General features: G+C 72.9%; 25 protein-coding genes and 1 riboswitch. Of the genes, 15 read left to right on the forward strand and 10 right to left on the reverse strand.

Annotation, left to right across the window (positions count from 1 at the left end; translation table 11 throughout):
* Window positions 1–58 precede the first annotated feature (58 nt).
* From ACFYQQ_RS15940 to ACFYQQ_RS15960, 5 genes are all read right to left on the reverse strand, one after another.
* Window positions 59–733 (reverse strand): urease accessory protein UreF, encoded by a 675-nt coding sequence (locus ACFYQQ_RS15940; protein WP_388904776.1) that lies wholly within the window; start codon window positions 731–733, stop codon window positions 59–61.
* The gene (locus tag ACFYQQ_RS15945; RefSeq protein WP_356164624.1) at window positions 733–2,454 is read right to left on the reverse strand and encodes an urease subunit alpha; all 1,722 of its coding nucleotides are present in this window, start codon (window positions 2,452–2,454) and stop codon (window positions 733–735) included. The genes ACFYQQ_RS15940 and ACFYQQ_RS15945 overlap by 1 nt, the downstream gene beginning before the upstream one ends.
* Window positions 2,447–2,758: an urease subunit beta gene (locus ACFYQQ_RS15950; RefSeq protein WP_355785192.1), complete on the reverse strand. Its 312-nt coding sequence runs from the start codon at window positions 2,756–2,758 to the stop codon at window positions 2,447–2,449. The genes ACFYQQ_RS15945 and ACFYQQ_RS15950 overlap by 8 nt, the downstream gene beginning before the upstream one ends.
* 15 nt (window positions 2,759–2,773) lie before the next feature.
* On the reverse strand, window positions 2,774–3,076 hold the full coding sequence (locus tag ACFYQQ_RS15955; RefSeq protein WP_028808600.1) for an urease subunit gamma: 303 nt from the start codon (window positions 3,074–3,076) through the stop codon (window positions 2,774–2,776).
* A gap of 189 nt (window positions 3,077–3,265) precedes the next feature.
* Complete coding sequence (locus ACFYQQ_RS15960) at window positions 3,266–3,895, reverse strand: TetR/AcrR family transcriptional regulator (RefSeq protein WP_355785195.1); 630 nt, start codon at window positions 3,893–3,895, stop codon at window positions 3,266–3,268.
* 156 nt (window positions 3,896–4,051) lie between these two features.
* Between ACFYQQ_RS15960 and ACFYQQ_RS15965 the strand changes: the two genes are divergently transcribed.
* Window positions 4,052–5,080, forward strand: a complete 1,029-nt coding sequence (locus tag ACFYQQ_RS15965) for an ABC transporter permease (protein ID WP_356164627.1) — start codon at window positions 4,052–4,054, stop codon at window positions 5,078–5,080.
* Between the two features lie 745 nt (window positions 5,081–5,825).
* On the opposite strand, the gene ACFYQQ_RS15970 is transcribed toward ACFYQQ_RS15965, so the two are convergent.
* Entirely contained in the window at window positions 5,826–6,101 is a 276-nt protein-coding gene (locus ACFYQQ_RS15970) for a type II toxin-antitoxin system Phd/YefM family antitoxin (protein WP_355779370.1), read from the reverse strand.
* Window positions 6,102–6,268: 167 nt separating this feature from the next.
* On the opposite strand from ACFYQQ_RS15970, the gene ACFYQQ_RS15975 reads away from it, so the two are divergent.
* The 4 genes from ACFYQQ_RS15975 (at window position 6,269) to ACFYQQ_RS15990 (ending at window position 8,842) form a co-directional block, all read left to right on the forward strand.
* Complete coding sequence (locus tag ACFYQQ_RS15975; protein ID WP_356164629.1) at window positions 6,269–6,904, forward strand: ATP-dependent Clp protease proteolytic subunit; 636 nt, start codon at window positions 6,269–6,271, stop codon at window positions 6,902–6,904.
* Window positions 6,905–6,911: 7 nt separating this feature from the next.
* Window positions 6,912–7,220 (forward strand): hypothetical protein, encoded by a 309-nt coding sequence (locus ACFYQQ_RS15980; protein ID WP_356164631.1) that lies wholly within the window; start codon window positions 6,912–6,914, stop codon window positions 7,218–7,220.
* A gap of 335 nt (window positions 7,221–7,555) precedes the next feature.
* Window positions 7,556–7,752, forward strand: a riboswitch (cyclic di-AMP (ydaO/yuaA leader).
* A gap of 3 nt (window positions 7,753–7,755) precedes the next feature.
* Complete coding sequence (locus ACFYQQ_RS15985; RefSeq protein WP_355787422.1) at window positions 7,756–8,229, forward strand: C40 family peptidase; 474 nt, start codon at window positions 7,756–7,758, stop codon at window positions 8,227–8,229.
* Window positions 8,230–8,308: 79 nt separating this feature from the next.
* Entirely contained in the window at window positions 8,309–8,842 is a 534-nt protein-coding gene (locus ACFYQQ_RS15990; protein ID WP_355787420.1) for a DUF6328 family protein, read from the forward strand.
* Window positions 8,843–8,926: 84 nt separating this feature from the next.
* Here the strand turns inward: ACFYQQ_RS15990 and ACFYQQ_RS15995 are convergent, their stop codons facing one another.
* Window positions 8,927–9,379, reverse strand: a complete 453-nt coding sequence (locus tag ACFYQQ_RS15995; protein ID WP_355787418.1) for an ATP-binding protein — start codon at window positions 9,377–9,379, stop codon at window positions 8,927–8,929.
* 249 nt (window positions 9,380–9,628) lie between these two features.
* On the opposite strand from ACFYQQ_RS15995, the gene ACFYQQ_RS16000 reads away from it, so the two are divergent.
* Both ACFYQQ_RS16000 and ACFYQQ_RS16005 read left to right on the forward strand, forming a co-directional pair.
* The gene (locus ACFYQQ_RS16000; protein ID WP_355787415.1) at window positions 9,629–10,486 is read left to right on the forward strand and encodes a helix-turn-helix transcriptional regulator; all 858 of its coding nucleotides are present in this window, start codon (window positions 9,629–9,631) and stop codon (window positions 10,484–10,486) included.
* A gap of 9 nt (window positions 10,487–10,495) precedes the next feature.
* The gene (locus ACFYQQ_RS16005) at window positions 10,496–10,720 is read left to right on the forward strand and encodes a DUF397 domain-containing protein (protein ID WP_355787412.1); all 225 of its coding nucleotides are present in this window, start codon (window positions 10,496–10,498) and stop codon (window positions 10,718–10,720) included.
* A 45-nt stretch (window positions 10,721–10,765) separates the two neighbouring features.
* On the opposite strand, the gene ACFYQQ_RS16010 is transcribed toward ACFYQQ_RS16005, so the two are convergent.
* Window positions 10,766–11,899 (reverse strand): 8-amino-7-oxononanoate synthase, encoded by a 1,134-nt coding sequence (locus ACFYQQ_RS16010; RefSeq protein WP_355787409.1) that lies wholly within the window; start codon window positions 11,897–11,899, stop codon window positions 10,766–10,768.
* Window positions 11,900–12,061: 162 nt separating this feature from the next.
* Here ACFYQQ_RS16010 and bioB point away from each other — a divergent pair, with 162 nt between their 5' ends.
* Genes bioB through bioD form a run of 3 tightly spaced genes read left to right on the forward strand, consistent with a single transcriptional unit; the run spans window position 12,062 to window position 15,285 of the window.
* Window positions 12,062–13,285 carry a biotin synthase BioB gene (bioB, locus tag ACFYQQ_RS16015; protein WP_355787406.1) on the forward strand — a complete coding sequence of 408 codons (1,224 nt, stop codon included), beginning with the start codon at window positions 12,062–12,064 and terminating at the stop codon, window positions 13,283–13,285.
* A complete protein-coding gene (locus ACFYQQ_RS16020; RefSeq protein WP_388904777.1) occupies window positions 13,278–14,558 on the forward strand; it encodes an adenosylmethionine--8-amino-7-oxononanoate transaminase in 1,281 nt (426 codons plus the stop codon). The genes bioB and ACFYQQ_RS16020 overlap by 8 nt, the downstream gene beginning before the upstream one ends.
* A 1-nt stretch (window position 14,559) precedes the next feature.
* On the forward strand, window positions 14,560–15,285 hold the full coding sequence (gene bioD, locus ACFYQQ_RS16025; protein WP_356164642.1) for a dethiobiotin synthase: 726 nt from the start codon (window positions 14,560–14,562) through the stop codon (window positions 15,283–15,285).
* A gap of 194 nt (window positions 15,286–15,479) precedes the next feature.
* On the opposite strand, the gene ACFYQQ_RS16030 is transcribed toward bioD, so the two are convergent.
* Both ACFYQQ_RS16030 and ACFYQQ_RS16035 read right to left on the reverse strand, forming a co-directional pair.
* Window positions 15,480–15,854: a fic family toxin-antitoxin system, toxin component gene (locus ACFYQQ_RS16030; RefSeq protein ID WP_355780443.1), complete on the reverse strand. Its 375-nt coding sequence runs from the start codon at window positions 15,852–15,854 to the stop codon at window positions 15,480–15,482.
* 4 nt (window positions 15,855–15,858) lie between these two features.
* Complete coding sequence (locus tag ACFYQQ_RS16035; RefSeq protein ID WP_355780445.1) at window positions 15,859–16,098, reverse strand: toxin-antitoxin system HicB family antitoxin; 240 nt, start codon at window positions 16,096–16,098, stop codon at window positions 15,859–15,861.
* Window positions 16,099–16,302: 204 nt separating this feature from the next.
* Between ACFYQQ_RS16035 and ACFYQQ_RS16040 the strand changes: the two genes are divergently transcribed.
* The 5 genes from ACFYQQ_RS16040 (at window position 16,303) to ACFYQQ_RS16060 (ending at window position 23,000) form a co-directional block, all read left to right on the forward strand.
* A complete protein-coding gene (locus ACFYQQ_RS16040; protein WP_355780448.1) occupies window positions 16,303–17,208 on the forward strand; it encodes an ABC transporter ATP-binding protein in 906 nt (301 codons plus the stop codon).
* Between the two features lie 7 nt (window positions 17,209–17,215).
* Window positions 17,216–19,783, forward strand: coding sequence for an ABC transporter permease (locus tag ACFYQQ_RS16045; protein WP_355780451.1), 2,568 nt, complete (start codon window positions 17,216–17,218; stop codon window positions 19,781–19,783).
* A gap of 271 nt (window positions 19,784–20,054) precedes the next feature.
* A complete protein-coding gene (locus ACFYQQ_RS16050; protein WP_355780455.1) occupies window positions 20,055–20,480 on the forward strand; it encodes a GNAT family N-acetyltransferase in 426 nt (141 codons plus the stop codon).
* 169 nt (window positions 20,481–20,649) lie between these two features.
* Window positions 20,650–21,990 carry a hemolysin family protein gene (locus ACFYQQ_RS16055; RefSeq protein WP_355780458.1) on the forward strand — a complete coding sequence of 447 codons (1,341 nt, stop codon included), beginning with the start codon at window positions 20,650–20,652 and terminating at the stop codon, window positions 21,988–21,990.
* Window positions 21,987–23,000 (forward strand): hemolysin family protein, encoded by a 1,014-nt coding sequence (locus ACFYQQ_RS16060; RefSeq protein ID WP_355780461.1) that lies wholly within the window; start codon window positions 21,987–21,989, stop codon window positions 22,998–23,000. Before ACFYQQ_RS16055 ends, ACFYQQ_RS16060 begins: the two co-directional genes overlap by 4 nt.
* Window positions 23,001–23,405: the final 405 nt, after the last annotated feature.

Raw genomic sequence — 23,405 nt, forward strand, 5'->3', positions numbered from 1 at the left:
GGGGACCGGGTCACCCGAGTCGGGCTCGCCGGGTCACCAGGTCACGCGGGTCGCCGGTTCACGAGGCGAACAGCCGTACGGACCAGGCCGCGTGGGCCTGTGCCCCGATCTCGAGCAGCGGGGCGGAGGCGGCCGGCAGGGCGTCGGTGCCGTCGGTGATCACCCGCCGGGCCGCGTCCGTCGCCGCCCGGGCCACCAGGTCCAGCTCGGGGGCGAGCCGGGCCAGGACGGCGGTGGCCTCGAACGGGTCGAGACTCAGCAGCCGGACCGTCGCCGTCGCCGGACCGCTCACGCTCTCGAACACCGAGCAGTGGGCGGCGTCCTCCGGTCCCAGTCCGGCGGCCCTGGCCGCGAGCCCGAGGACGACCGGCTGGTGCGCGCCCTTCGGGAACCGCCGTGCCAGGGCGTCCAGTTCGGGACTCGGCCAGGCGGCCCGCGCGGCCCGCACGAGCTGCCGTCCGAGCCGTCGCGCGGCCACCCGCAGCGCGGGCGAGGGCGTACGGGCGTCCGCGGCCGAGTCCAGTTCCCCCGGATCGGCTCCGGCCGCCGCCGCGGCGGCCAGGGCGGCCGACACCAGGCCCGTGGTGTGCAGCCGGCCCCGGCAGAAGTCCTCCAGGCTCGCCGCCCCGGTGATCCGTCCGGCCTTGACGGCCGCCTCCGCGCCGCCCGAGTGGGCGTGCCCGCCTGCGGGGAAGCGGCCGTCGGCCAGGACGAGCAGTGCCGCGCGGGTCATCAGAAGAGGAAGTAACGCTGGGCCATGGGCAGTTCGGCCGCCGGTGTCGCCTCGACCAGCTCCCCGTCGATGTGCACGGCGAAGCTGTCGGGGTCGACCCGTACCCGCGGGCGCGCGTCGTTCTCCCGCATGTCGGCCTTCGTCACCGCCCGCGTCGACTCGATGGGCACGAACCGTTTGCCGAGCGCGAGCCGCTCGGGCAGCCCGTCCTCGATCGCCAGCGGTGCCACGAAGTTGAACGAGTTGGCGGCCGGGGCCCGCCCGATCGCCCCGAACATCGGCCGCGGCAGGACCGGTTGCGGGGTGGGGATGGAGGCGTTGGCGTCGCCCATCTGCGCGTAGGCGATCTGTCCGCCCTTGATGACCAGGAGCGGCTTGACGCCGAAGAAGGCGGGCTCCCACAGCACGAGGTCGGCGAGCTTGCCGCTCTCCACGGAGCCGATCTCACGGGCGAGTCCCTGCGCGAGGGCGGGGTTGATCGTGTACTTGGCGACATAGCGGCGTACGCGGTGGTTGTCCGCGCGTCCGTCGCCGGGCAGTGCCCCGCGCCGGCGCTTCATCACGTGCGCCGTCTGCCAGGTCCGCATGACGACCTCGCCGACCCGGCCCATCGCCTGCGAGTCGGACGAGATGATCGAGATGGCGCCAAGGTCGTGCAGGACGTCCTCGGCCCCGATGGTGGAGGGCCGGATCCTGGACTCGGCGAAGGCGAGGTCCTCGGGGACGGCCGGGTTGAGGTGGTGGCAGACCATCAGCATGTCGAGGTGTTCCTCGGCGGTGTTGACGGTGAACGGCCGGGTCGGGTTGGTGGAGCTGGGCAGCACGTGGGACTCGGAGACCACGGTCATGATGTCCGGCGCGTGCCCGCCGCCCGCGCCCTCCGTGTGGTACGCGTGGATGCCGCGCCCGGCGATCGCGGCGAGGGTGTCGCCCACGAACCCGGCCTCGTTGAGGGTGTCCGTGTGGATGGCGACCTGGATGCCGGTCCGCTCGGCGACGGTGAGCGAGGCGTCGATGACGGCCGGCGTGGAGCCCCAGTCCTCGTGCAGCTTGAGACCGAGGGCGCCGCCGCGGATCTGGGAGAGCATCGCCTCGTGGGAGACGGTGTTGCCCTTGCCGAGGAAGCCGATGTTGAGCGGGTACCGCTCCATCGCCTCCAGCATCCGGGCCAGGTGCCAGGGACCGGGCGTGACGGTGGTGGCCTTCGACCCCTCGGCCGGTCCGGTGCCGCCGCCGACCAGCGTGGTGATGCCGGAGGCCAGCGCCTCGTCGGCGATCTGCGGGCAGATGAAGTGGACGTGCGCGTCGATGGCACCGGCGGTGAGGATCCGTCCGTTGCCCGCGATGACCTCGGTCTCGGGGCCGATGACCAGGTCGGGGTGGACCCCGTCCATGGTGTCGGGGTTGCCGGCCTTGCCGATGCCGGTGATCCGGCCGTCGCGGATGCCGACGTCGGCCTTGACGACACCCCAGTGGTCGATGATCACGGCCCCGGTGATCACGGTGTCCGGGGTGCCGTCCGCGCGGGTGGCACGGGACTGGCCCATGGACTCGCGGATGACCTTGCCGCCGCCGAACACCGCCTCGTCCCCGGCGCGTCCGGGGCCGCCGCAGCGGTCCTCCTCGATCTCGACGAGGAGATCGGTGTCGGCGAGCCGGATCCGGTCGCCGGTGGTGGGGCCGAACAGGTCGGCGTACGCGGCCCGTGACAGCTCAGGCATCGAGGGCACCTCCGGTCTCACCGCGAAGTCCGGGCACCACGCGGGCACCGGCCAGCGGGACGAGTTCGACCTCGACGGGGATCCCGGGCTCGAACCGCACGGCGGTGCCGGCGGCGACGTCGAGCCGCTTGCCGCGCGCGGCGGCGCGGTCGAAGTCAAGACCGGGGTTGGCCTCGGCGAAGTGGTAGTGGGAGCCGACCTGCACGGGGCGGTCGGCGGCGTTGAGGACGGTGAGCCGGGTGACCTCGCGGCCTTCGTTGAAGGCGACGGGTCCGTCGGCGAACAGGATCTCTCCGGGGATCATCGGGCCGCTCCCCCGTCAGACGATCGGGTCGTGGACGGTGACGAGCTTGGTGCCGTCCGGGAAGGTCGCCTCGACCTGCACGTCGTGGATCATCTCGGGGATGCCCTCCATGACGTCGTCGCGGGTGAGCAACTTGCGCCCCGAGGACATGAGTTCGGCGACGGTGCGGCCGTCGCGCGCGCCTTCGAGGATGTGCGACGTGATGAGGGCGACGGCCTCGGGGTGGTTCAGTCTCAGCCCGCGGGCCCGGCGCTTCTCGGCGACGTCGGCGGCCACATGGATCAGCAGCCTCTCTTGCTCGTGCGGGGTCAGTTGCACGGCGTCCCACCTCACAGTCTCGCTCCGGACCGTGCGGGGTCCGATTGCCGCAGCCACCGCGACAGGATAGGTGTAACACACAGGCAGATGGCGTGATCGTGCCCGCTCCGGATACGGAAACCCCTGGTGGCGTGGATCGGCAGGCTAGTTGGACGGAGTTTCGGCTACGTTAACCAGCCCTTGATCAGGTCATGACCGCGAGCTGGGCTCCCCCATACTCATCAGGCCCCTGAGTCCTTCCTGCGCGACTCCGGCGGGTGTCGCGCCGAACAGGGCCATCTGCGCGACGAATCCCTGCGCCAGGGCGATCATCGTCCGGGCGACGCTCTCAGCCGGGACGTCGGCCGGCATCATGCCCGCGTCCTGGTACGCCTCGACGACTCTCACCCAGACGGCCCGGACCTTGTCGTAGCCCCGGAGGAGTATCGCCGCGAGTTCCTCGTCGCGCAGCGTCTCGGTCCACACCTGGACGACGAGGCGCGGGAGGGCGAGGGCACCGTCGTCGACCAGTGCGGGCCTCGCGCCCAGGACCTGTTCGAGGACCTGCCCGACGAGAAGGTCGGGCGGCGGGGGCGGGCTCTGCCGGGCGGCCTCCTCGAAGGTGGCGCTGACCTCGTCCAGCACCTCGGTGACGATGGCGCCGATCAGCTCGTCCTTGCCGCTGAAGTAGCGGTAGACGGCCCCGGCGGAGAGGTCGACCTCCTTGAGGACGTCCTGCATCGACGTGGCGTGGAAGCCGTTGCGTGCGAAGCAGAGCGCCGCGCCGTCGAGGATCTGCCGGCGGCGGGCGTCGAGGTGTTCCTGGGATACACGGGCCATGGCCGACAACGTAAAACGAACGTTCCTTCTTGACAAGGCGCCGACGCCGTCCGACAGTGTGGGCGTTCGGTAAAACGAACGATCATTCTTTTTATTTTCGGCGCCCGGGCCCGGTACCGGGACTCCCCGCCCCGTCCAGTGGAAACGAGGAAGACCATGTCCGCCCCGCCCACCACCCCTTCCGCCGCCACCTCGCCGCCGGTGCCGCAGGGCCGCCGTATGGTCGCGGTCGTCGTGCTGGTGCCGGTCCTGGTGGCTCTCGCGCTCTGGGCCTTCGCCTGGCCCTCCGCCCGGCCGGCCCCGCGCGACCTCCCCGTCGGCGTGGCGGGCCCGGCCGCCGCCGCGGGCGAGACGCAGCGTCAACTGGAGTCCCGGGAGGGCGCGTTCGAGGTCCACCGGTACCCCGACGAGGCCGCCGCCCGGAGCGCCGTCGAGGACCGGACCGTATACGGAGCGGTGGTCGTCACCGAGCACGGACCCGAGCTGCTCACCGCGTCCGCCGCGAGTCCGCTCGTCGCCCAGCTCCTCCAGCAGGCGATGGCGGAGCGGGCACCGAAGGGCTCCGCGGTCCCGGTCACGGACGTGGTGCCCACCGACGCCGACGACCCGCGCGGCGCCGTGCTGGGCGCCGCCGTCCTGCCGCTGGCCCTGGCCGGTGTGGCGGCGGGCGCCGTGGTGACGCTGCTCGGCCTGCGCGGGTTCCGTGCGGTGGCGTCCCTGGTCGGTGCCGCCGCCCTGGTCGGCCTGGTGGCGACGGCTCTCGTCCACAGCTGGCTCGGGGCGCTCTCCGGCGACTGGTGGGCCGAGGCCGGCGCCTTCGGCCTGGCGACCCTGGCGGTGGGCGCCGCCGTCGCCGGTCTGGCCGCCCTCGCGGGGCCGCCCGGCATCGGTCTGGGTGCCCTGCTGGTGGTGCTGCTCGGCAACCCCTTCTCGGGTGCCGCCTCCGCACCCGAACTGCTGCCCGAGCCGGTGGGCGTGATGGGGCAGTGGCTCCCGCCGGGCGCGGCGGTGTCGCTCCTGCGCTCCGTGTCGTTCTTCGACGGCGCCGCGGCGACCACGCCGGCGCTGACGCTCACCTGGTGGGCCGCCCTGGGGCTCGGGGCCGTGCTGCTCCGGGCGTCCCTCACGCGCCGCCGGACGGCCACGCGACCGGCCACGGAGAGGGAACCGGTTCCGGCGGGCTGACCCGGCGAGACGCGGACGGCCCACCGCACCGGCGGCAACCGGCTGCACTTGGGGCCACGCGACCGGTGGCCGGGCGAGCCGGCACCGCAGGGGGGACCGACCCGCCAGACGCGGACGGCCCACAGCACCACGCCGGAACCGGCCGTACGGGGGTCGGCACGCCACCGCACGGGGCCGGCCCCCGAAGGGGAGCCGGGATCGGCGAGACACGGCCGCCCAACGCACCGCGCGGGACCCGCGGTAAGGGGGCCACGCGACCGGCGACCGAGAAGGAGCCGGCACCGGCGGGCTGACCCGACGAGCGTGGACGGCCCATCGCACCGGGCGGGACCCAGCCGGGCGGGAGCCGGCACCGGCAGGCGGACCGACCCGGCCAGACGCGGACGGCCCACAGCACCACGCCGGAACCGGCCCTACGGGGCTCGACGGCGCCCGCCACCGCACGGGGCCGGCGACCGAATGGGAGCCAGAACCGGCGAGACACGGCCAGCCCACCGCACCGCGCGGAACCCGCGGTAAGGGGGCCACGCGTCCAGCGACCGAGAAGAAGCCGGTGCGGGCGGAATGACCCGGCCAGACGCGGACCGCCCACAGCACCACGCCGAAACCGGCTATACGCGAGCTACGCGACCGGTGGCCGAACGGGAACCGGTACCGGCGAGGCGCAAGCGCCCACCGCACCGCGCGGGGCCCGCCCGTACGGGGGACGCGGCCGACCCGTGCGGTGGGGCGTCCGGAGGGCGCGTCACGGAGTGGGGCCGCGGTGCTCGGCGGCGATGCCGAAGCGGTGCCGCTCGCGAGGCGAGGGATTGATCTCGCGGACGTTGGAGACCGCGCTGACCACCTGCTCGTCCTCGGTGGCCCGGAGCTTCTCCAGCCGCTCCAGGTCGGCGGCCGAGACGAGGGCGACCAACGGCTTCCCGTGCCGCGTCACGACGACGCGCTCGTCGCCGTACACCACGCGGTTGATCAGATCGGCGAGTTCAGCCCTGGCTTGCGTCACCGGAATCTCGTAGGCCATGTTCCCCAGCTTAGACCGGGGTTCCGGGCCCCTCAGGGTGCGCGATCCGCCCTTACTCGACCGGCGGGCACGCGGCTCCCCCTTTTCGCTGTCAGCCAGGAACCTCGGCCCTCTTCTGTACGCCCTGTACATTTTTTACAGGAGTTCTTTCAGAGGAGGCGCGAGCCATGAATGAACCGTCCGCCCGCCACGTCCCGCCCGACCTCACCGGACGCCCCGGCGCGGGCCCCCGGACACCGGATCCCTACGCGAAGCTGCTCGACGAACGGATCGTGTTCCTCGGGACGCCGATCGACGACACGTCGGCGAACGACGTGACGGCTCAGTTCGTGCACCTCGAACACCGGGCGCCGGACCGGGACATCTCGCTCTACATCAACTCCCCCGGCGGCTCGTTCACCGCCATGACGGCGATCTACGACACGATGCGGCAGGTGTCCTGCGACGTGGAGACCGTCTGCCTGGGCCAGGCCGCGTCGACGGCCGCCGTGCTCCTCGCCGCGGGCACCCCGGGCAAGCGGCTCGCGCTGCCGGGCGCGCGTGTCCTCGTCCGCCAGCCGTCGGCCGCCGAGCCGGTGCGGGGACGGGCGAGCGATCTGCTCATCCACGCGGCGGAGACGGCCCGCACCCGCGACACGCTGGAGGAGCTGCTCGCGCGGCACACGGGGCGGAGCCGGGAGCGGATCGCCGCCGACATCGAGCGGGACACGGTCCTGGACGCCCCGGCGGCGGTGGCGTACGGGCTGGTCGACCGGGTCGTGCCGCGCCACCGGTCCTCGCGCCCCGCGACCGGCGGAAGGTGAGGCGCCGATGCTGCCGCCCGAACTGCCTCCCCTGCCCGCGCTGACCCGCGCCGAGGCGGAGCTGATCGACCGTTACCTCGACGTCGTCGACCTGCTGGGCCGGATCAATCCGGCCCGCCCCGGGGACACCTACCGCGGCCTGCGGGCCGCCCAGGCGCTGGTCGTGAAAGCCGCCGCACTGCGGGACGCGCTCACTCTGATGCACCAGCGGGGCGAGAGCGAGGTCCACGCGCCGACCCTGGCCCAGGCCCTGCGGGTCCTGGACGGTGAGCGGCGAGCGGCCAGGGTCACCCTGCCGCCCCCGGCGGACAACTGACGCACCCCCATCCCGGGCCGGTCCCCGCCGCCGGCGCGCGGTGTCCGGCCCGGGACACAAACGCACCAAAAGGCGTACCCCCCAACGGCGTAGACGCGCCCCCTTTTTCCAGCCCTCCCGAGTTGCGCAACGCGCGTACACCAAGGGCGGAATGAGGCGTTCCGCCGCAGGTGCGCGCATGGTCGACACCCCCAACCCCCGTTCGAAATGGGGGGTGTCCACCCGAACGGGTGAGTGGTGAGTAACCCCACAAATCCCCGGTTCCGTTCGGATTTTCCGACATCCATGAGTGAAGATCCCTCCGACGACAAGCCCCCGCCGCAGCGGCGGGGCGGTCCGGGCGGACGCCGAGTCCTGCCGCCGCCCGGATGACCGGTCGACAGAAGTGGATCGGCAGGAGTGGAGGACCCAGCACGACGGGCCGCCGGAGCAATCCGCGTGGTCCTTGGGGTGAAGCCGCACACCGCGGCCGGGCAACTTCGCCAGCCCGAATCCGACAGGTCATCCTTCACAGGCGGCTGACGAAGGGTTGCGCATGACTGCGCTCAATCGTGTCCCGTCGCTGTGGACCCGGGCCGGTACGGCCTCGGCCCTCACCATCGCCGCCGTCGGCGGCAGCCTCGTGGTCCCCGGCGTCGCATCCGACGCCGCCGCGGCCTCGACGGCGACGAAGGCACTCCAGATCGCGGCCTCCAAGAAGGGTGCTCCGTACAAGTACGGCGCGACGGGGCCGCGCCGCTTCGACTGCTCCGGGCTCACGCTCTACTCGTACAAGAAGGCGGGCAAGAAGCTGCCTCGTACGGCCGCGGCGCAGTACAACAAGACCCATCACGTCTCCGCCTCGCACCGCAAGGCCGGAGACCTCGTGTTCTTCCACTCGGGCCGGAACGTCTACCACGTCGGCATCTACGCCGGGAAGGGACGGATCTGGCACTCGCCGAAGACCGGAGAGGTCGTGAAGCTCACGAAGATCTGGACGAAGAGCGTCTGGTACGGCCGGGTCGGCTGACCCGCCCGTAGAGGGCGGCGGCGGTCGCCGTCGCCCTCCGAGGGCGTGACCGGGGCCGGAAGCGGATACACGTCCGTCCATGGCCGACCGACACCCTCACTCCGCGCGGAACGAGACGTCCCTGGAGCGCGCGGACCGCAACTTCGCCGAACTGCTCCAGGAACTGCGCGTCGTCCAGACGGGCGTGCAGATCCTCTTCGCGTTCCTGCTGACCCTGGCGTTCACCCAGCGGTTCCCGTCGCTCGACACGGTGCAGCGCGCCACGTACGTCACCACGCTGCTGCTCGCCGTGCTGGCCGCCGCCCTGTTCGTCGCGCCGGCCGCCCTGCACCGGTCGCTGTTCCAGCAGAACGCCAAGGCCACCATCGTGCGGGTCTCCTCCGCTCTCGCCTCCGCAGGGCTGTGCGTCCTGACGCTGGCCTTCACCGGCTCCGTGCTGCTCGTCGTGGACGTCACGCTGGGGCGGGGGGCGGGGATCGCCGCGGCGGCGGGGACGCTGGCCGTCTGCGTGACGCTGTGGGGCGTCCTGCCCAGGCTCGTAAGGCGCTCTCTGAGGGCGAAGGGGGCCCCGGTGGGCAAACAGGGGCAGGACGGGCCGATGGGGCGCCGGTGACGGCCCTGAGGGCCCCGGCGGCGGGGAGCGTCTCCGGACGGGGCGCGCGACGCGTACGCGGGGACGGCGTGGCCGGGTGCCGCGTCAAGGTTCCTGTCCCGCCGTGACCGGCTGGGCCGGGAGGGACCAAGGGAGCTCGATCGCGACCGTCTTGCCGCCCTCCCGGGTGGGCCGCACGCTCATCTTTCCGCCGCACTCGGCGGTGAGCCAGCGGATGATCACGAGACCGCGGCCGTTGTCCTGCTGGACGGCCGCGGGCAGCCGCTTCGGGAAGCGCGGGTGGCTGTCGGTGACGCCGATGCGCAGCTGCTCGTCGCGGTCGAGCACGACGTCGACGGTGAAGGTCGGGGACTGCCCGAGCGTGTGCTGGACGGCGTTGGTGGCGAGTTCGGACACGATCAGGCGTACGGTCTCGGCGATGTCGGAGTCACCCGGCAGACCCCACTCGGCGAGCACGCCGGTGACGTAGTTCCGGGCCGCGGAGACCGAGGCGGGATCGCTCGGCAGAGTGACGGATGCTTCCTGGTGATCTGCCATGGCGACGTCGTCCCTTTCCCACGGGACCCGTAGTCCGACACGGAGCGGATGGTTCGAGTACGGTCCCGGACTGGTGCTTCGCGCCAGACTGCCATCACCGCACGCCTCACGGGCGCCATCCACCAAGATATGCATATATCTGTCGCTCGAAGCGGTGAACTCTGCGGCGAGCGAACCCATTTGGCCGGGTCCCGGGCTCATCCTCTACCGTCGCCGTGAACGCCGCTCACCGGGCGGAAGGAGACGGCCATGCGACACGGTCCAGCGGTGCGGCGCCGCAAGCTGGGCGCCGAACTGCGCGCCCTGCGCACCCGGGCGGGACTCACGAGCGGCGAGGCGGCCCGGCTCGTCGGGTGGCACCAGTCGAAGGTGAGCCGGATCGAGACCGGCACCAGCGGGGCGAAGCCGCCGGACGTGCGCCGGCTCCTCGACGCCTACGGCGTGCAGAACCCCGGGCTGCGGGAGCTGCTGATCGGGCTGGCGGGCTCCGAGGGCGGCGGGCGCGACCACTGGTGGCACGCCTACCGCGGTGTACTCCCGCCTGCGTACCGGGACTTCATCAGTCTGGAGTCGCAGGCCAGCACCATGCGCACGCTGGAGACGTCCGTCGTACCGGGCCTGCTGCAGACACCCGAGTACGCCCGAGCGGTCACCCGGGCGGCCGTGAAGGGGCTGGAGGACGGAAAGCTGAACACGCTCGTGGAGGTACGGCTGGCCCGTCAGGACGTGCTGTGTTCGAATGCGCCGCTGGAACTGAGCGCCGTGCTCGACGAGGCGGTGCTGCGGCGGACGGTCGGCGGACCTGCGGTGATGGAACGCCAACTGGAACGGCTGCTGGAGGCGGCGCACCTTCCTCACGTGCGCCTCCAGGTCCTCCCCTTCGCGACCGGAGCCCACATCGGAATCACCGGGCCTTTCGTAATCTTCTCATTTCCGAACACTTCTGATCTGGATGTGGTTGTTCTTGACCACATGACGAGTAGCCTCCATCTCGAACGGAAAGAAGACCTCCAGGCCTATACGGAGGCCTTCAACACCCTTCGGATCCACGCCCTTTCGCCCGAGGAGTCCGTGGATTACATCGCCGCGATACGTGACGGCGCGTGAGGAGTCTTCATGTCCGCACTGCCTCGGTACGTACCTTCCAGCACGTCCCTGCACGGCGTGCGCTGGCTGCGCAGCAGCCGGAGCACCGGGATGAACAACTGCGTGGAGACCGCGCGACCGGGACCGGGCCCCTGGGCCGGGCTGGTCGCCGTCCGCGACTCGAAGAACACCGCGGGGCCCGCCCTGCTCTTCGCCCCGGCCGCCTGGGAGGGGTTCATCGCCGCCCTGGGCTGAGCCCGCACCACCCGCCTCGCCGCACCGGGCTGGTCCCCGGGGCGTTCACCGCGTCCGGCTGATCACCCGTACGGCGTGCTCGATCTGTCCCTCGGCGAGGTCCGCGCGGGCGGTCAGCCGCAGGCGCGAAACACCGTCCGGCACGGACGGCGGCCGGAAGCAGCCGACGGCGAGACCCGCCTCCCGGCAGCCGGCCGCCCACGCCACCGCCCGCTCCGGGGACGGCGCGCGCACCGACACCACCGCGGCGTCCGGCCGGACCGCCTCCAGGCCCTCGGCCGTCAGCCGGGTGTGCAGGGTGCCCGCCACCCGCCGGGCGCGTGCCGCCCGCTCCGGTTCACGGCGCAGCAGCCGCAGCGCCGCCAGCGCCGCGCCCGCCGCGGCCGGTGCGAGGCCGGTGTCGAAGATGAAGGTCCGGGCCGCGTTGACCAGATGGTCGATCACCGCGGCCGGTCCGAGGACCGCGCCGCCCTGGCTGCCCAGCGACTTGGAGAGCGTGACGGTGACGACGACGTCGGGCGCGCCCGCCAGACCGGACGCCTCCGCGGCACCGCGCCCGCCCTCGCCGAGCACGCCGAGGCCGTGCGCGTCGTCGACGACGAGACCGGCCCCGTACTCCCGGCAGGCGGCGGCGAGTCCGGCCAGCGGTGCCGCGTCCCCGTCCACCGAGAAGACGGTGTCCGACACGACGACGGCCGGCCCCTCGTGGGTGCCGAGCGCCTTGCGGACCGCGTCCGGATCGCCGTGCGCGACGACCTGTGTCGTGCCGCGGGCCAGCCGGCAGCCGTCGATCAGCGAGGCGTGGTTGCCCGCGTCGGAGACGATCAGCGAGCCGTGCGGCGCGAGCGCCGTGACGGCCGCGAGGTTGGCGGCGTACCCCGAGGAGAAGACGAGCGCGGACTCGAAGCCGCAGAAGTCGGCCAGCTCCCGCTCCAGTTCGCCGTGCAGCTCCGTCGTGCCGGTGACCAGCCGGGAGCCGGTGGCGCCGCCGCCCCAGCGCCGCGCGGCCTCGGCCGCCGCCTCCGTGATCTCCGGATGGCGGGCGAGGCCCAGGTAGTCGTTGCTCGCGAGGTCGAGGAGCGGGGAGTCGGCGGGGCGCGGGCGCAGGGTGCGGACGAGACCCGCCCGGCGGCGGTGCTCCGCCTGCTCGTCGATCCACGCGAACGGCGATGCGGCCATGCTGGCGCCTCCGGGCCCTGATGAGGTCGTTTTGTGGACAGTGCACAGACCCTAGCCGCCCGGCCCGCCGCCCAGGATGTGGCAATACCCACACCTCGAACGGTCTCTGTTGTGCAAACTCTCCTTGGCCCCGGGCGGTCGCATAGGCAAGGATCGGACCTCATGGACCTGCTGAACACGCTGGTGGACAAGGGGCTTCGGCGCGAGCTGCCGACCCGGGACGAAGCTCTGGCCGTGCTGGCCACGTCCGACGACGAGCTGCTCGACGTGGTGGCGGCGGCGGGCAAGGTGCGCCGTCACTGGTTCGGCCGACGGGTGAAACTCAACTATCTGGTCAACCTCAAGTCCGGTCTGTGTCCCGAGGACTGCTCCTACTGCTCGCAGCGGCTCGGTTCGAAGGCCGAGATCCTGAAGTACACCTGGCTCAAGCCCGACGAGGCCTCGCAGGCCGCGGCGGCGGGCCTGGCGGGCGGCGCCAAGCGCGTGTGCCTGGTGGCGAGCGGGCGCGGTCCGACGGACCGTGACGTGGACCGGGTCTCCGACACCATCAAGGCGATCAAGGACCAGAACGAGAGCGTCGAGGTGTGCGCCTGCCTGGGGCTGCTCTCCGACGGGCAGGCCGAGCGGCTGCGCGAGGCGGGCGCGGACGCCTACAACCACAACCTGAACACGTCCGAGGGGACGTACGGGGATATCACGACCACGCACACGTACGCCGACCGCGTGGACACGGTGCAGAAGGCGCACGCGGCGGGACTGTCCGCGTGCTCCGGCCTGATCGCGGGCATGGGCGAGAGCGACGAGGACCTGGTCGACGTCGTCTACGCGCTGCGTGAGCTGGACCCGGACTCCGTTCCGGTGAACTTCCTGATCCCGTTCGAGGGCACCCCGCTCGCCAAGGAGTGGAACCTGAGCCCGCAGCGCTGCCTGCGCATCCTGGCGATGGTCCGCTTCGTCTGCCCCGACGTCGAGGTCCGGATCGCCGGCGGGCGCGAGGTCCACCTGCGCACGATGCAGCCGCTCGCGCTGCACCTGGCCAACTCGATCTTCCTCGGCGACTACCTCACCAGCGAGGGCCAGGCAGGCAAGGCCGACCTGGAGATGATCGCGGACGCCGGCTTCGAGGTGGAGGGTGCGGGCGAGGTCACGCTGCCCGAGCACCGCGCGCCGGTCGGCGGGTGCGGTTCCCGGGAGAGCGCGGGCTGCGGCTCGCACGAGGGCGCGGGCTGCGGGTCGCACGCCGAGGCGGGCTGCGGGTCGCACGAGGGCGGCGGTGGCGGCGGTGTCTGCGGGTCGGCCGCCGCGCCGCAGGCGAGCGAGGCGCGGACCGACCTCGTCGCGGTCCGCCGACGGGGTGCCGGAACGGACCTCGCGCCCAATGCCTGAGCTGTCCGTGCCGGAACTGCTCGACCTGGACCGGCGGCACGTCTGGCACCCCTACGGTCCGATGCCGGGCCGTCAGACGCCGCTCGTCGTGGAGTCGGCGAGCGGCGTGCGGCTGCGGATGGCCGACGGTTCGGGCGAGCTGATCGACGGGATGTCGTCCTGGTGGTCGGCGATCCACGGCTACAACCACCCGGTCCTGAACGACGCGGTGCGCGGCCAGCTGGACCGGATGAGCCATGTCATGTTCGGCGGGCTCACCCACGAGCCCGCCGTGCGGCTGGCGAAGCGTCTTGTCGACATGTCTCCGGAGGGCCTGGAGCACGTCTTCCTCGCCGACTCCGGTTCGGTCTCGGTCGAGGTCGCCGTCAAGATGTGCCTCCAGCACTGGCGTTCGCTGGGCCGTCCCGGCAAGCAGCGGCTGCTGACCTGGCGCGGCGGATACCACGGCGACACGTGGCAGCCGATGTCCGTGTGCGATCCCGAGGGCGGGATGCACGAGCTGTGGCAGGGCGTCCTCCAGCGCCAGGTCTTCGCCGACGCGCCCCCGGCCGCGTACGAGGAGTCGTACGCCGAGCACCTGCGTGAGCTGATCGGGCGGCACGCGGACGAGCTGGCCGCGGTGATCGTGGAACCGGTGGTGCAGGGCGCGGGCGGGATGCGCTTCCACTCCCCCGAGTATCTGCGGGTGCTGCGCGAGGCGTGCGACGCCCACGACGTGCTGCTGGTCTTCGACGAGATCGCGACCGCGTTCGGCCGCACGGGCACGCTGTTCGCGGCCGAGCAGGCCGGGGTGACGCCGGATGTGATGTGCGTCGGCAAGGCGCTGACCGGCGGGTACGTGACGATGGCGGCGACACTGTGCACGGCGCGCGTCGCCGACGGCATCTCGCGCGGCGAGGTCCCGGTGCTGGCCCACGGGCCCACGTTCATGGGCAACCCGCTGGCGGCGGCCGTGGCGTGCGCCTCCATCGACCTGCTGCTCGGGCAGGACTGGCAGACCGAGGTCAAGCGCATCGAGACCGGCCTGCGCGACGGGCTCGCGCCGGCGGCGGAGCTGCCGGGGGTGCGGGACGTGCGGGTGCTCGGCGCGATCGGCGTGGTGCAGCTGGACCACGACGTCGACATGGCGGCGGCGACGCGGGCCGCCGTGCGCGAGGGCGTGTGGCTGCGGCCGTTCCGCGACCTCGTCTACACGATGCCGCCGTACGTCACCGGCGACGCGGACGTGAAACGTATCGCCCGCGCGGTGTGCGCGGCGGCACGGGAGGGATGACATGCGGGACACAGCGGTACTGGTGATCACGGGGACGGGCACGGAGGTCGGCAAGACCGTCACGACCGCCGCCGTCGCCGCCGCGGCGGTCGCGGCGGGCCGGTCGGTGGCGGTGCTCAAGCCCGCCCAGACGGGCGTGGGTCCGGACGAGCGCGGCGACGCCGACGAGGCGGCGCGCCTCGCTGGCGGCGTCACGACGCTCGAACTCGCCCGGTTCCCCGAGCCGTTGGCACCCGGCACGGCCGCCCGCCGGGCCGGCCTTTCGCCGGTACGGCCCGCTCAGGTGGCGGAGGCCGCGGCCAAGCTGGCCACCGAGCACGACCTCGTCCTGGTCGAGGGCGCGGGCGGTCTGCTCGTCCGCTTCGACGAGGCGGGCGGCACGCTGGCGGACGCGGCGCGGCTCCTGGACGCGCCGGTGCTGGTCGTCGCCTCGGCCGGTCTCGGCACCCTGAACACGACCGAGCTCACCGCCCTCGCCCTGCGCGAGCGCGGGCTCGACCTCGCGGGCGTGGTGATCGGCAGCTGGCCCGACTCCCCGGATCTGGCGTGCCGTTGCAACCTCGCGGACCTGCCCGTGGTGTCCGGGGCGCCGCTGCTCGGGGCGCTCGCGGCCGGGGCGGGTTCGCTGGCCCCCGCCGACTTCCGCACGGCGGCGCCGAGTTGGCTGGCCCCCCGGTTGCACGGGACGTGGGACGCGGACGCTTTCACGGCCGCCGAGGCTCCGTAGCCGCGAGTCCGTCCGGGTCCCGAGGCGGCCGCCGGTCGTCCCGGGACCGGGCCCCGTTCGCAGCGCCCCGTGACCCGGGCTTCGCGGCCGGGCCGTGGGAAGTGGTCCCGATACAGGGGAACGGCCTGCGGCTGCCTGGCTTCTCGTGCGTGCCGGGCGGCGCCCGGCGGTCCGGACGGGGCGCACGGGACAGCTCACAGGCTCCACTGGCGCAGTTCGTGGGCGATCTCCTGGACCGTGGCCTCGCCGCTCTTCACCAACCGGGCGAGATCGCGGACCTGTTCGGGCGAGATGACGACCTTGACGCCGCCGGCGACGAGGTAGGCGTACGCGACGGCCGACGCGAACAGCGCGTTGGACCGCTCCAACGCCGGTACGTGCAGAAGGAGTTGCAGCAGGGCCGCGGCTCGGTCGTGCGGAGTGTCGTAGACGGGGGTGCCGAATATCTCCGCCTCGTGCCTGCTGACGGCGGCGACGAGTGCGCCCCAGTCGGTGACCTGGGGATCTCCTGGCGTCTTCTGTTCGGCGATCATGAGGAGCCAGGCGAGATCGATTCTGAGATGGCTCAACGGATCAACGACGACCTTCGCGCTTGCCCTCACGCTCCGCGCCGAACTCCTCGGCGAAGACGGTCTCGTACTGCTTCATGAAGTCGGCGGCGGCGTCCACGAAGGTGTGGCCGGCCTCGCCGGTGTCCTGTCTGACCAGCTCTTCGATGTAGCGGTTGACGCTCATGCCGCGCTCCAGGGCACGCTCGCGGGCGGCACGGGCGGTGCCCTCGTCCACCCGCACGTTCAGCTGGGTCTTCGCCATACCTCGAAGCTAGCGCCGAAGTGCTAGCAGCGGCAAGGGCCCCTGAGGTCCTCCCAGGGGTGGAAAGTGCCCCTTACATCGGTGTCGGGGGCCCGACCTGGGGCGGAGAACGACCGGCACCTCGGGGGGATACCGGGTGTGCCCCCGGTCACACTACGCTCTGCCCGACATGGAACCGGCACGTCGGACGTCTGGGAGGCGGCCTTGTCCACACCCGCAGCGGAGCACGCGCCAGGACGGGCGGAGGCCGACGGGATCGCGGCCGGCGCCCGCGGTCTGACCAAGGCCTACGGCTCCGGCGAGACGACCGTGCTCGCCCTCGACTCGGTGGACGTGGCGATCGCGCGCGGCCGGTTCACCGCCGTCATGGGCCCCTCCGGCTCCGGCAAGTCCACGCTCATGCACTGCCTGGCGGGGCTCGACACCGTCTCGGCCGGGCAGGTGTGGCTCGGCGACACCGAGATCACCGGGCTCAAGGAGCGCGAGCTGACCCGGCTGCGGCGGGACCGCATCGGCTTCATGTTCCAGTCGTTCAACCTGATCCCGACCCTGAACGCCGCCGAGAACATCACGCTGCCCATGGACATCGCCGGCCAGAAGCCCGATCAGCAGTGGCTGGACCGGGTCATCGACACGCTCGGGCTGCGCGACCGTCTCAAGCACCGGCCCGCCCAGCTGTCCGGCGGCCAGCAGCAACGCGTGGCCTGCGCCCGCGCCCTCGCCTCCCGCCCCGATCTGATCTTCGCGGACGAGCCGACCGGCAACCTCGACTCGCGCGCCGGGCTGGAGGTGCTCGGCTTCCTGCGCGAGGCGGTGGACGAGCTGGGGCAGACCGTCGTGATGGTCACGCACGACCCGGGCGCCGCCGCCCACTCCGACCTGGTGCTGTTCCTGGAGGACGGGCGGATCGTGGACGAGATGGCGCGGCCGACCGCCGAGGCGGTGCTGGAGCGCATGAAGCGCTTCGACTCCGCCCGCTCCGCGTTCACCGATCCGGCCGCCGCCGGTGCCCCGCCGGTGGTGGCGCAGCGGGATCCGGACGACCCGTCCGCCCCCGGAGACCGGCGCTCCGACGGCGGTTCCGGCGACGTCACCCTCGACAAGGACTGAGGCGGTCGTGCTCAAGGCGACACTGCGGAGCTTCCTCGCGCACAAGGGACGGCTGCTGCTCTCGGCGCTGGCCGTCATCCTGTCCGTCGCGTTCGTCGCGGGCAGCCTGATCTTCTCGGACACCGTCACCCGCACCTTCGACCGGCTCTTCGCCTCGACGTCCGCCGACGTGACCGTGTCACCCCGGGACGACCTGACATCGCAGATCCCGTCCGGGGCGACCGCCACCGTGCCGGCCTCGCTCGCCGACCGGGTGGCCGGGATCGACGGGGTGGCGACCACGCACGGTGACGTGTCGGTCGAGAACATCACCGTCGTCGACAGCGAGAACGAGTCGGTCGGGCCCACCACGGGCGCGCCGACCATCGCCACCGACTGGTTCGTCACCGACCGCAGCCCGGTGAAACTGACCTCCGGGCACGCGCCGGAGGGAGCGGGGCAGGCGCTCCTCGACGCGGACACGGCGAAGAACAAGCACGTGAGGATCGGCGACACGCTCACGGTGCTCGCCCGGCCCGGGTCCTTCAAGGTGCGGGTGGTCGGGATCGCCACCTTCACGACCACCAACCCCGGTGCCGCGCTCGTCTATCTCGACGCGCCGACCGCCCGGTCCAAGCTGCTCGGCCGCGCCGGAGTGGTCACCAGTATCGCCGTGACCGCCGAGCCGGGGGTCAGCGACGACGCGCTCAAGCGGCGCATCGCCGCCGAACTGGGCACGGACAAATACGAGTTGCAGACGGCCGGCGAGGAGGCGGAGTCGGCGGCCGAGGAACTCGGCGGCTTCCTCGACGTGATCAAGTACGTGATGCTGGGCTTCGCCGGGATCGCGGTCCTGGTCGGCGTCTTCCTCATCGTCAACACCTTCTCGATGCTCATCGCTCAACGCACCCGCGAACTGGGCCTGTTGCGGGCACTGGGAGCCGACCGGCGGCAGGTGCGCCGCTCCGTGCTGACGGAGGCGACGCTGCTCGGCCTGGTCGGCTCGACGCTCGGTCTCGCCGCGGGCATCGGCCTGGCGGCCGGACTGATCGAGCTCATGGGCGTGTTCGGGATGAACCTGAAGTCCACCGAGATGGTGATCGGCTGGGCGACCCCCGTCTCCGCGTACGTCGTCGGAGTCGGCGTCACCTTCCTGGCGGCGTACCTCCCGGCCCGCCGCGCGGCGCACGTCTCCCCGATGGCGGCCCTCGCCGACGCGGAGATCGCCGGAGTGGGACGGCCGTTGCGGACGCGCGCGATCGTGGGCGGGGTCGTCGGCGTGGCCGGTGCCGCCGCCCTCGTGGGCTGCGTGACGGCGACCGACACCTCGTCGGCCGCGTCCCTGCTGGGGCTCGGGGTGGTCCTCACCCTCGTCGCCACCGTGATCGCCGGCCCGCTGCTGGTGCGGCCCGTGATCCGGGTGCTGGGCGGCGCCTTCCCGGCCCTGTTCGGCTCCGTCGGCCGGATGAGCCAGCGCAACGCGCTGCGCAACCCGCGGCGCACCGGTGCCACCGCCGCGGCCCTGATGGTGGGCCTCGCCCTCGTCGGCGGGATGTCGGTGGCGAGCGCGTCCATGAGCAAGTCCTTCGACCAGCAGATCGACAAGACCCTGGGCGCCGACTTCGTGGTGCAGAACAGCAACTTCCTGCCGTTCCCCCAGGAGATCACCGACAAGGTCCGCGCCACCGACGGCGCCGGGCTCGTCGTACGGCAGCGGTTCACCCCCGTGGCGGTCCGGCTCCCGGACGGCAAGCGCGTCGAGACCACCGCCGCCGCCTACGAGCCGCGGCTGGACGAGGTCGCCCACATCACCTACGCCCGGGGCGACACGGCTGCGGCACTCGCGGACGGCCACATCGGCATGGACGCCGAGTTCGCCGAGGACCACGGCGTCCGCGTCGGCGGCACGGTCCCCGTCGAGTTCCCGGGCGGGCGCACGACCGAGCTGGAGGTGGCCGCCCTCACCGCGCAGGAGTCCGCCGAGGGCTTCGGCGTGCAGGGCGGCCTGTACTTCGGCTTCGGGACCATAGAGAAGTACGTGCCCGACGGGCAGGACTCCGCGCTGTACGTGAACGCGCGGGCCGGCACCGACGCGGACGGGCTGCGCGCGGGCCTGGAGCGGACGCTCGATCCGTATCCGCAGGTGCAGGTGCGCGATCTGGCCGACTACAAGAAGCTCATCCACGACCAGATCGCGGTGCTGCTCTACCTCGTGTACGCGCTGCTCGGGCTCGCGATCGTCATCGCCGTGCTCGGAGTGGTCAACACCCTCGCCCTGTCGGTGGTGGAGCGCACCCGCGAGATCGGACTGCTGCGCGCGATCGGGCTGGCCCGGCGTCAGCTGCGCCGGATGATCCGCCTGGAGTCGGTGGTGATCGCCGTCTTCGGTGCGGTCCTCGGCCTGGCGCTCGGGCTGGTCTGGGGGCTGTGCGTGCAGCAGGTGCTCGCCCTTCAGGGCATGACGGCGCTGGCGATCCCCTGGAGCACCATCGTGGCGGTGGTGGTCGGTTCGGCGGTCGTGGGCATCGTCGCGGCGCTGCTCCCGGCGCTGCGGGCCTCACGGATGAACGTGCTCGCGGCCATCGCACACGAGTGACAGGGGCCGCGCCCCGGCCCGGGCTGGCGCCGCACCGCGCGTAAGGCGCCTGCCCGGGTTCGAAGGCCGGCGCCGCGTCCGCCCTGAGGTCGTGGGACCCGTCGCACGGGCGCGGACCACGGACCCGGTCCCGGCGGTGCTGCCCGGATTCGTGAACCCGGACACCTGCCAGGTGGCGTACCTCCCCGGCGGGAGTCCCGGACACGTGCGCGGGCCGTCCGGATCGCGGAATTCCCGTGTCGCGCGCGGAGGCCCGTGGTGGGATCGCGGCATGACCGATCTGCGGATACGGGCCGCCACGGCCGAGGACCTGGACAGCGTGCTCGCCTTCTGGAAGACGGCGGCCGAGGGCGCGAGCATCAGTGACGACCGGGACGGCGTGGAGCGGCTGCTCCTCCGCGATCCCGAGGCGCTGATCCTCGCGGAACGCGACGGGGAACTGGTCGGCACGGTGATCGCGGGCTTCGACGGCTGGCGCTGCCATCTGTACCGACTGGCGGTGCACCCCCGGCGACGGCGGCTGGGCATCGGCTCGGCGCTCCTGGCGGCGGCCGAGGAGCGGTTCGTACGGCTCGGCGGGCGCCGCGGGGACGCGATGGTGCTGAAGCGGAACGAGACCGCGCATCATGCCTGGCGCGCTGCGGGGTACACGCCCGAGGAACACTGGCGCAGGTGGGTCAAGCCCCTCACGGACTGATCCACTTTGCCCATCCTTTACCATTGACCCATCAGCCGTTCTCCCGCATGGAAAGGTGTGAGCGTCCGCCCATGGGCGAACCTCCCGGTACGCGGCACTGCCGTCCCCCCGGTCTCCGACATCGCGCGATCCCCCCGCCCCTGGCCGATCATGGGACGGAGGTGACCCGATGACCGAAGTGCTCCTTCTCCTGGTGGCGATCCTGCTCTCCGTGGCCTGTGGCGCCTTCGTCGCGGCGGAGTTCTCTCTGACCACGGTCGAGCGCGGCGAGCTGGAACGCGCCGTCGAGCGCGGTGAGCGGGGCGCCTCCGGTGCCCTCAAGGCCGCACGCAACCTGACGTTCCAGCTGTCCGGCGCGCAGCTCGGCATCACGGTGACCAACCTGGTCGTCGGCATGCTCGCCGAACCGTCCATCGCCAAGCTGATCGCCGGCCCGCTGGAGGCCATGGGCGTGCCGAGCGGCGCCTCGCACTCGATCGCGCTGGTGCTGGGAACGGCCCTGTCGACGGTCTTCCTGATGGTCGTCGGCGAGCTGGTGCCCAAGAACTGGGCGATCTCCTCGCCGCTCGCCGTCGCCAAACGGGTGGCGAGCCCGCAGCGCTGGTTCAGTGCCGCGTTCCGCCCGTTCATCACCCACCTGAACAACACCGCGAACCGCCTGGTGCGCCGTTTCGGCATCGAGCCGGCCGAGGAACTGGCGTCCGCGCGCGGCCCCAAGGAACTCGTCGCGCTGGCCCGCCACTCGGCCAAGGCGGGCGCGCTCGAACCGGACACCGCCGAGCTCTTCGTCCGCACCCTGAACCTCGCCGATCTCACCGCCGAGAACGTGATGACGCCGCGCGTGCAGGTCATCGCCCTGGACGTCCAGGCGACCTGCGAGGACGTGGCGAACGCGACGCGGGCCACCGGCCTGTCCCGGTTCCCGGTCTACCGCGGGAACCTCGACTCGGTGGTCGGTGTCGTGCACATCAAGGACGTGCTGACGGTGCCCGCGGGGCTGCGGGCCCGCACGTCGATCGCCCAGATCACGCGCGAGCCGCTCTTCGTGCCGGAGTCCCTGACCGTCGACCGGCTCCTGGACCGGCTGGCCGGCAAGCGCACGATGGCCGTCGTCATCGACGAGTACGGCGGCACCGCCGGCGTCGCGACGCTGGAGGACATCGTCGAGGAGGTCGTCGGGGAGGTGCGGGACGAGCACGACCCGCACGAGACGCCCGACCTGGCCCCGGCCGGCGAGGACGGCGAGGGCCGCACGCTCTACTCGGCCGACGGATCGGCCCGCACCGACCAGCTCGAACGCGTCGGCCTGCGGGTGCCGGACGGCCCGTACGAGACGCTGGCCGGCCTCGTCGCCGCCGAGATCGGGCGCATCCCGGCCGTCGGCGACACCGTCGAGGTGGCCGGCTGGCTGCTCGAGGTGACGGACGCCGGGGGCCGCCGCGCCGCCCGGGTGCTGCTGCACGCGCCCGGCAGCGGGCAGGGCGCCGGACACAAGGAGGAGGCACGATGACCGCCGTCCAACTGCTCATCGGCCTGGCCACGCTCGTCGTGAACGCCTTCTTCGTGGGCGGCGAGTTCGCCCTGATCTCCGTGCGCCGCAGCCAGATCGAGCCGCACGCCGAGGAGGGCGACCGCCGTGCCCGCAGCGTGCTGTGGGGTCTGGAGCACGTGTCCGCGCTGCTGGCGGCGGCGCAGCTGGGCATCACCCTGTGCACACTGGTGCTCGGCGTGGTCGCCGAGCCCGCCATCGCGCACCTGCTGGAGCCCGTGTTCCACGCGGTGGGCGTCTCCGAGGGCGCGGGCCACGCGGTCTCGTTCGTCATCGCGCTGACCCTGGCGACGTATCTGCACATGCTGCTCGGCGAGATGGTCCCGAAGAACGTCGCGCTAGCCGAACCGGTGCGGACCGCGCTGCTGCTGGGCCCGCCGCTGGTCGCGCTGGCCCGTGGACTGCGCCCGGTCATCTTCTCGGTGAACGCCTTCGCGAACGGGCTGCTGAAGCTGCTCCGGGTGGAGGTCAAGGACGAGGTCACGGCCACGTTCTCGGACGACGAGCTGGCCCGCCTGGTCGCGGACTCCGGCGAGGCCGGCCTCATCGACGACCGCGCCCGGGAGCGGCTGCACGACGCCCTGGAGCTCGGCCGGCGGCCGGTGCGCGACGTCGTACTGCCGCTGGAGAGCGTGGTCTACGCGAGTGTGGGGGTCACGCCCGAGCAGCTGGAGCGGCTGTCGGCCGAGAGCGGGTTCTCCCGCTTCCCCGTGGTGGACGACGGTCGCCGGATCGTCGCGTACCTGCACGTCAAGGACGCGCTGGACGCGATGCCTCGCGACCTGCCGTTCTCGGTGCGGGACATGCGCCCGATCGCCCGGGTCCGGGAGAACACCCCGCTGGACGACGTCCTGACGGCCATGCGCCGAAGCCGTACGCACCTGGCGGCGGTCCTCGGCGAGGACGGCCGTCTCTCGGGGCTCGTGACCATGGAGGACGTCCTGCGCGAACTGTTCGGCCAGCCGGTGTGAGGTCCGGAAGCTGATCGCCACCGGGGCCCGGTGCACGCCGGGTCCCTGGTGCGCGCCGGGCTCCGGTCCGGCCGCCCCGGGGCGGGCCGCTACCGGGGGCCTCGAACCGACGGTGTGCGGCTGATCCCTCGGTGCGCACGGACGGACCCGGGGGGGGGGGGGGGGGGGGGGGGGGGGGGGGGGGGGGGGGGGGGGCGGCGGCGGGGGGGGGGGGGGGGGGGGGGGGGGGGGGGGGGGGGGGGGGGGGGGGGGGGCGCCGGGGGGGGGGGGGGGGGGGGGGGGGGGGGGGGTGCCGGGGGGGGGGGGGGGCCCCGGCGGGGGGGGGGGGCCTCTCCTGCGCCCCCGCCCCGGACCGGTGGGCCCCGCGCAGCCGACGTGCCTTGCGGCCGCGGTCACCGGAGCCGG

Origin of the sequence: Streptomyces sp. NPDC005496 (genome assembly GCF_042872045.1) — a bacterium.
Classification (GTDB): Bacteria; Actinomycetota; Actinomycetes; order Streptomycetales; family Streptomycetaceae; genus Streptomyces.